Origin of the sequence: Paraburkholderia sp. BR14320 (genome assembly GCF_040948665.1) — a bacterium.
Classification (GTDB): domain Bacteria; phylum Pseudomonadota; class Gammaproteobacteria; order Burkholderiales; family Burkholderiaceae; genus Paraburkholderia; species Paraburkholderia youngii.
Map to the genome: position 1 here is coordinate 1 of NZ_JBFPKG010000105.1, position 7,724 is coordinate 7,724.

A 7,724-nucleotide genomic window follows, 5' to 3' on the forward strand; every position below is an offset into this window, starting at 1 on the left:
GCCGTTGAAATGGCGACGCTCGAATGGGTGGACTGGTTCAACAATCGTCGGCTCTTCGGCCCCATCGGCAACATTCCACCTGCCGAGGCAGAAGCCGCTTACTATGCAAATCTCGCTGAGTCTGTCATTGTGGCATGACGCAAGCAAAACGGTCTCCGGAAAACCCGGGGCGGCTCAGCTTCCCGAGGACACGAAGGTGCGCTCTTCGAAGTATCTCAATAATCTGATCGAACAGGACCATCGTCACATCAAGTCAAGAACGAACGTGATGCTTGGATTCAAACGGTTCAGAAGTGCCGCGATCACGATTTCAGGCATCGAGTTGATGCATCGCATTCGCAAGGCGCAGTTCGACCTCTGCGCGCTCAGGCTCAGCGATACCACCGCGCCCGCGGTTTGGAACGCCGTCCTGTTCAATCGATAAGGTATCCAAATCTATAAAGATTATTTCGACCACGCTACCTAATTGCACCGGAGCCGTCGATGCTACAGGCGTGGGCGGATATGCTTGAGGGATGGATCAGAACAGATCCTGCGGCGGATAGTGCTGCTCAAGTACAGTCCGCCGCACGTGGTTTGAGTCTGACCGCGTAGAGGCGTCGGTGCGTGTCGAGGCGGCTTCGCGGTGACTCAGACGCGGGTTGTTTACTGCAAGGATGCGGACCGACGAGGAGATTACCCGGACACGAGCTTTGACTTCCTTGGCTTTACGTTCCGGCCACGGTTATCGAAGAATCGACACGGCAAGACTTTCGTCAACTTCAGTCCGGCGGTTAGCGCCAAAGCTGCAAAGTCGATTCCTCAGGAAGTCCGAAGCTGGAACCTGCAACTACGCAGCGACAAGGCCTTGGATGACCTGGCGCGCATGTTCAATGCGGCGATCCGGGGGTGGGTCCCATCTCAGTAAATCAACAAGCTTCGGATTGCGACCGAAGGTCGCCGCCAATTCGGTCGTCGGGCGAGGTGGCCGACCGGAATCGAGCCAGCCCCGAGCGGGAGCGACCTGCCTGACGGTGTGCGGCTGTCCACGCCCCATCAGGCGTGCGCCGGCAATGTCGCGGTTGAAATCGCTCTGACGCATGCGCGCCAGAACCTGTCGATACCCGAAGGTACTAGATTGCGGAACTTCGAAAGGCGTTTGGGGCCGGCGCCCGAGACAACACTGAGCCGACTGTGTCGCTCGATTACGCCGATCCCGGAATGGCTCGAATATGCCGGTCAGTGATAACATCCAAGATGCTTGATTGTGGAGACTCCCAAGTCAAAGTCCTATCCCCTTTAAGATTGCTTCGGGCAATCGGTCGCCTCTCACCTTGATCCTGGAGGTTATCTCACTGATCTGGCTCACGTCTTCCTCAGTCAAATCGACGTCGAGGGCGCCAAGATTCTCCTCTAGGCGGTGCAGCTTCGTTGTGCCTGGAATTGGTACGATCCACCTTTTGCGTGCCAGCAGCCACGCCAGCGCGATCTGTGCCAGCGTGGCGTTCTTGTCTACAGCGAAAGTCTCCAGCACCTCGATCAGTGCCTTATTCGCCTTGCGCGCTAGCGGCGAGAACCGCGGGACGGAATTGCGAAAGTCTGTCGGATGGAGCCTGGTATTTTCGTCGATCCTGCCGGTCAGAAAGCCGGCGCCTAGAGGACTGAACGCCACGAAACCAATCCCGAGTTCTTCCAGAGTCGACAATAGCGCTGCTTCCGGCCCGCGCCAAAATAGCGAATACTCGCTCTGGACGGCTGTCACAGTTTGCACGGCATGGGCGCGGCGGATCGTCGGCACGCCTGCCTCCGACAGCCCAAAGTGTCTGACCTTGCCCTGAGCAATAAGGTCTCTGATAGCACCGGCAACATCCTCAATTGGAACGGTAGGGTCGACGCGATGCTGATAAAAGAGGTCAATACGGTCGGTGCGAAGGCGCTTCAGGCAGGCTTCCGCCACCGCCTTGATATGGTTGGGCCGACTGTTCGTGCCGCCCCTGCGCTCACCCGTCGCCATGTCGATGTCGAAGCCGAATTTCGTGGCGATAACCACCTGATCGCGGATTGGCTGCAATGCCTCTCCGACAAGCTCTTCATTGATAAACGGCCCATACGATTCGGCTGTGTCAAACAGCGTAACGCCGCGCTCATAAGCTGCTCGGATGAGGCTGATCATTTCCTGTTTGTCGCCCGGCGGCCCGTATAGGGCGCTCATGCTCATACAACCAAGGCCGAGGGCAGAGACTTTCAAGTTGCTCCGTCCAAGTTTGCGTATCTGCATAGATCTTCCGTCCGTTGGCCCGATGGCAATTTTAATAAGTCAAGCCAAATATCAATATTGCTCACGAGCGAATTGTTCGATTCGATAGCACGCCTCATTCAGTCTCTGCTCATCCACCACCAGTCCCAGTCTCACGAAGCCATTTGCAGTAGGACCGAAGAGACTGGCATCCAGCAGAGAAACGCCCTTCTCTCGAAAGAGCTTCCAAGTGAAGTCATATGTGCTCAGTCCCGTTTCGCGGATGTCGATCATCATGAACATGCCCGCCTCGGGAAGCAGACATTTAAGGTTTGGAACGGCATTCAGGCGTTGAAAAACCGCATCACGCCGACGACGATATAGTTCTCGCATCTGGGCAACGACGGATTGACGTTGTTCAAGCGCCGCCACGCCGGCCTGCTGAATAAAACCCGGTAGTCCATACGACATACAAAGTGCCAGCCGACCCAGATGACCGATCGCTGGTTCCGGTGCGATAACCCAGCCTAGGCGCCAACCGGTCATTGCATACGACTTCGAAAAGCTGCCCAACGTTATCGTTCGGCTCGCCATGCCTTCCAGAGAGGCGATGCTAGTGTGGTCGCGCTCAAAAGTGAGGTCTGCATACACCTCGTCAGCGACGACCCATAAATCCCGCTCGCGCGCCAGCGCAGCGATGAGTTCAAGTTGCTCACGCGACATCACAGCGCCAGTCGGATTGCAGGGCGTCGCGAAGAAGATTGCGCGTGTGCGCGCACTGAGTGCGAACTTAAGCGCCTTACAGTCCAGATGGAAGCCATTCGCAGCGTCCACCGCTACGGGCACGAGCGTGGCGCCCGAAGCACGGATTGCCGCTTCGTACGTCAGATACATCGGCTCAGGCACAATCGCTTCGTCGCCCGGCCCGCAAACGCAGAGCGACGACGCGAACAGCCCATTCTGAACGCCGGCACAGACAAACACATTCGACTTGGTTACCTGACGGCCCGTGTCGGCCTGATGTTCAGCCGCGATTGCCTCGCGCAGATTGTCTCGACCAACGCCGCCCGTGTAATGTGTATCGCCGTCGCGCAGAGCGGAAATGGCACGGTCAACGATGGGTGCGGGAGTTGGCAAGTCGGGATCGCCGACGCTGAGCACGATCACGTCTTCGCCCCGAGCGGCTGCGCGCCGGGCCGCCTTGTGGATGTCCCATGCCGACGTTCGCGCGCCTTGTAAGCGGTCGACGAGATTCGCGAATTTCAAGTTAATCTCCTCTCAAAAAAATCGCGGCGAGTTCCACTCGCTTTTTTTGATCGTGCATGTGTCTATACTTCTTGGGTATGGGTCGATAATGTACGAAGGAAACCGAAGTATCAACGACCGGCCCATGATTTCACACGTTGGCTCGCAATGCGATAGCCGGATACACAACCTCGCTAACGAATTGGACGATAGTTCCATACCGCTTCGCGGGCCGCCACGGCACCGACTTGCCGCACACATACGACAACGCAGTTTTCCTAAAATCGCCATTTCAGCGAAGCTGCGTCCACCAGCCGGTCGACTATGCATCCAATAACCGCTGAAACATCTTTGATTCGAGTTCTCGAAAGCGGACATAATCTCTCTCCAGAGCCTGATTGTCGCTGGATAAGAGAAAGGCATAGCCCGGTCGGCCGGCGCTGTCGTGTGTCTTTGGCAGATAGTCGCCGATCTCGGGAAAAACAATCATCCGCTCCAGTGTCGCTAATTCGGCGAAAGGACTAAGATCGGGATTATTCACGACATGTCCAGCCCTATTGGAGCACATGTAGACAAACCTCAGGCCTTCTTGTCTTGACGCACGCAATGCGTTCGCTCGCCAACGGAACTGTCCCGGATTTAATACTGTTTCAACCGTCACAGAAAGTTGACTGTACCCCTGCGCTTCCTCGACGGCCGCGAACAGTTGAGCGCCGCTCAGGCGCGCGCCGCACTCAATGAGTCGCGGTCCATTGACTGTCAACATTACCTCACAGTGTGCCGCGCCGTTCCGAATTCCGAGCGCGTCGAGTGTATCAAGAACATATCTCTCGACCTTTTCGAAAATTTCGGTCCCCCGCATTACGAGTTCGGCATACTCATCTGTCGAGATTCTGTCTTCCAAGCCACCGACGCCGATCCACATATCAGTGACAAAGTGATCGCCCTCGCAGCTGACGCTATTTACCATCAACTCCTCGCCTTGAAGACGTTCTTGAATCACGAACTCGGAATTTACTACTCCGGTCACGTTGGTTTTCCCATGATTTGCCGCGAACGCGGCTATTATGTCGTTGTTACTCGAACATAGCACGACACCATCCGACCTGGCTCCCATTGTTGGTTTGAATATGATCGTGCCCAACTCCGACTCACTGTACCAAGTGAGAAGCTCGCTGAGCGACTGTGAAGCAAACTGCCTCATGCTGGGTACACCAGTCTTTCTGAGTGCTTCGATCATATGAAATTTGTTTCTGCGAGCCGACGTTGTTGCCGCGTCATTTCTCGGAACAGCGAAATTATCAGCTAATAAATCCGCGAGCACGACACCCGACTCGCAACCGGGCATGATTGCTTTGACTGAATACGCGCGGAGCTTCGCGAGTAGCTCCGACAGGGAATTCCGTTCAAGACTGAAGTTCGCGATGTAGTCGAATGGATTGTAGCCAAAACGGGACGTTTTTTCGGTGGAGCTAACGTGTATGCACTCATATCCGTGACCGACGAAAGCAGGTGCCAAGTATCGTCCAGAATACCATCCGTTAACAATCACTATCACATTCTTACCTCTAGTTTGCATTTTTCGTCCTCGCAAGACTAGACACAAAATTAAGATGTGCGGTGCACCACGCTGATGGGACCAAATAGTTATTGCATATGACCAGCTCACATAGGAAAGGAAACAACTCGTTGCTTATTGTCCAACTCGCGTCCACAGGTAACAGCGACGCTATATTGTCTATGGCAACGACATCAACGGCGATTTCTCCTGAACCGCATCTCCGTATCGGTCTTGAGAAATCGGTCGGCTCCCGATAGATATGTATAGGATTATATGGACTCGCCGCGTCGCAACTTACGTCGCCAACCATTGAAAGTCGATGTGGTTCCACGAGCATTTCTTGATTAAGCAGTGCGGGTGTTGTCTCGTCTGACCGTATGCAGTTGAAAAGGATGTCAAAATCTAAAATTTCTCTACGCAAGCCCGAACCGGTCTCCGCTCGCCCCCACTGTTCATGGCGTAGGCCGAGAATATTCAGCAGGTGACGCACTCCCGATCCAGTCATTCCTTTTGCACCAGCTATGACAATCCTCGCGCTTCTTACCTTTTCAATCTTCCGCTCCAAAAACTCCACGAGATCTTCAAAGCTGCCATGGCATGGTTTCTCGAGGGATACTTCTGCCATATTATTCATCTTTCTTTCCATAAGTTCCAGGGTCACAGCAGCACCACACACGCCCGCCCAGAAACTTACCCCCCGGCTTACGAGTTCTGCACCCCTAAAGTCTCGAAGATACTCAAGATCGAGCAGTGTTCCACCGCCTCGAATGAACCTGTCAAGCACATCACTCGCGCCCATCTGTTGTTTGAAAACATGCCCGAAATAGATGTGGGTGTGCCGGATCTCCTTGACATCTTCACTTAGCTCTTTCAATCCCAAGATGTACGCATCTGGAGGCGCGTTTTGCCAAGTCTGCGGCTTTACGATCTCGCAACCGACCCTTTCATATTGTACGTCCGAGAAGCACCGCATCGGAGATTGCTCTACAGTCACTCTAATCCCTTTCTTGACTAGCATCGCTGCATGAGTCGGTATAAGCGGCGTACGGCGCTCAAAATGTTTGGTTTCGCATCGAAGCCAGAAGTGCATGAAGTCCTCTTTTGCCAGTGGAAAATTACGCCTATCGTGAAGCTCGACTACAGCTATGACACGCTCCGATAACTTCACCTTGGTGCACGATATACGTTCTTCTCGCTAAGCAAAACAGTTAATGTGTAATTCTGCCAAACGCTTGTAAATTAACTCATTGAACCGCGCCAGTAGAGTTGGCATGCCGCCGCGCACTACCAGACAGAGTATTTTTCCGTAAGGGCGATTTATGGCAAATGGAGACACTGCGTACTCGCTTTAGATCGAAGGTGAAATTAGATTGCCAATTTTTGCTGGCCAAGCACTGCGCTGCAAACAGGGCATGTGCTCAGCTACCGGTGTCGCCTGGTCTTCTTCTGTCGAGTTCGCGTCGACGGAATTGTGTCGACGCGGACCACTCCTAGAAGGTGTTAGTTACTTTCGGCCAGACCTGGTAACCTAGCGGGATGAAAAACCGGAAGCCGTTACCCAACGGATGTATCGGATGACGAGTGGTACTCGCCGCTCCATACCTGACCTTTGAACAAGGATGCACCGCATCGGCGCTACGAATTGCTCGAGATGATTCAACGCGCTGCGCTAGATCGTGCGCGCGGGTGCTCCGTGGCGTTTGCTGCCCAATGACTTCCACCGTGGGAGACGGTCTACCAGCAGACGCAACGCTGGATTCAGGCGGGTTGTTTCGAGGCTATGGTGAACGATCTGCGCTCGATCATCCGAGTTGCGCAGGACCGGCGAGGCCAACCCAGCGCAGTCATTCTCGATGGCCGAACGCTGCAGTCGACTTGCGAGAGCGGCCCACGCGCAGGCTATGACGGGTACAAACGCAAGAAAGGCAGCAAGGTGCACATGGCGGCGGACACCTTTGGGCAATTGCTCGCGGTGCACGTGACACGGGCTAACGAACAGGAGAGAGCGCAGGTCGGAGAGCTGGCGCGTCAGGCTCAGCAGGCCACGGGTCAGACGGTCAAGGCGGCGTTCGCCGATCAGGGCTATACCGGCGAGGAGCTCGCGCAGGCGGTACTCGACGAAGGGATTGAGCTTCAGGTAGGCAAGCTGTCGGAGGCAAAAAAGGGCTTCGTGTTGTTGCCGCGCCGCTGGGTGGTCGAGCGCAGTTTCGGTTGGCTCAATCGCTTCCGCCGACTGGCGAAAGACTACGAACGACTGCCCGAAACGCAGGCTGGCCTGCACTTCGTCGTATTTTCCGTGCTTATGCTTGTCCACTTTGCAACCCTTAACAAAAGTGCATAACACGCATCGAGGCACATTTTGTGCCAAGTGCGCACGAGTCGGCGAGTCCCTAGTCGATTCGGCCTGCCGGCGAGTTTTGCGTTCCTGCGGACTGTAGTATTCCGGATGTCGCCGTTACGACAAAGACGTTTGGTTTGGTGCAGACGCGACATTTAAGGCTGCGCTGATCAAGCCCGGTAAACACGACTGGTTGCGACCAAGGCATGTGTAAACTTCCGAGATCGCGAATAACAGCCCCGGACGGTCAGTTGAAACTCCCCCAGTTGTGGTCGCGTAAAATCCCCCACCGGGTGAAGCAGGACGAGGTCGAGTTTTAGTCCTCTTTCGTTTTCTGCGCAAGGGCCTCAGCGGCTTCCTTGAGC

At 54.9% G+C, this 7,724-nt stretch carries 4 protein-coding genes and 3 pseudogenes; 3 read left to right on the forward strand and 4 right to left on the reverse strand.

From position 1 onward, the window contains the following. Together AB3X89_RS38310 and AB3X89_RS38315 are read left to right on the forward strand one after the other, a co-directional pair. Window positions 1-138, forward strand: a pseudogene (locus AB3X89_RS38310) (IS3 family transposase); the annotation flags it as partial. A gap of 58 nt (window positions 139-196) precedes the next feature. Then, a pseudogene (locus AB3X89_RS38315) lies at window positions 197-424 on the forward strand (DDE-type integrase/transposase/recombinase); the annotation flags it as partial. Window positions 425-1,261: 837 nt separating this feature from the next. Here the strand turns inward: AB3X89_RS38315 and AB3X89_RS38320 are convergent. The 4 genes from AB3X89_RS38320 to AB3X89_RS38335 form a co-directional block, all read right to left on the reverse strand. After that, a complete protein-coding gene (locus AB3X89_RS38320) occupies window positions 1,262-2,257 on the reverse strand; it encodes an aldo/keto reductase (protein ID WP_368587826.1) in 996 nt (331 codons plus the stop codon). A gap of 51 nt (window positions 2,258-2,308) precedes the next feature. Beyond that, window positions 2,309-3,481 (reverse strand): pyridoxal phosphate-dependent aminotransferase, encoded by a 1,173-nt coding sequence (locus tag AB3X89_RS38325; RefSeq protein WP_368587827.1) that lies wholly within the window; start codon window positions 3,479-3,481, stop codon window positions 2,309-2,311. A 301-nt stretch (window positions 3,482-3,782) separates the two neighbouring features. Then, a complete protein-coding gene (locus AB3X89_RS38330) occupies window positions 3,783-5,039 on the reverse strand; it encodes an ATP-grasp domain-containing protein (protein ID WP_368587828.1) in 1,257 nt (418 codons plus the stop codon). Then, on the reverse strand, window positions 5,029-6,111 hold the full coding sequence (locus AB3X89_RS38335; protein WP_368587829.1) for a saccharopine dehydrogenase: 1,083 nt from the start codon (window positions 6,109-6,111) through the stop codon (window positions 5,029-5,031). The genes AB3X89_RS38330 and AB3X89_RS38335 overlap by 11 nt, the downstream gene beginning before the upstream one ends. Before the next feature lie 519 nt (window positions 6,112-6,630). Between AB3X89_RS38335 and AB3X89_RS38340 the strand changes: the two are divergent. After that, window positions 6,631-7,362 (forward strand): annotated as a pseudogene (locus AB3X89_RS38340) (IS5 family transposase). The last annotated feature ends 362 nt before the right edge of the window (window positions 7,363-7,724 follow it).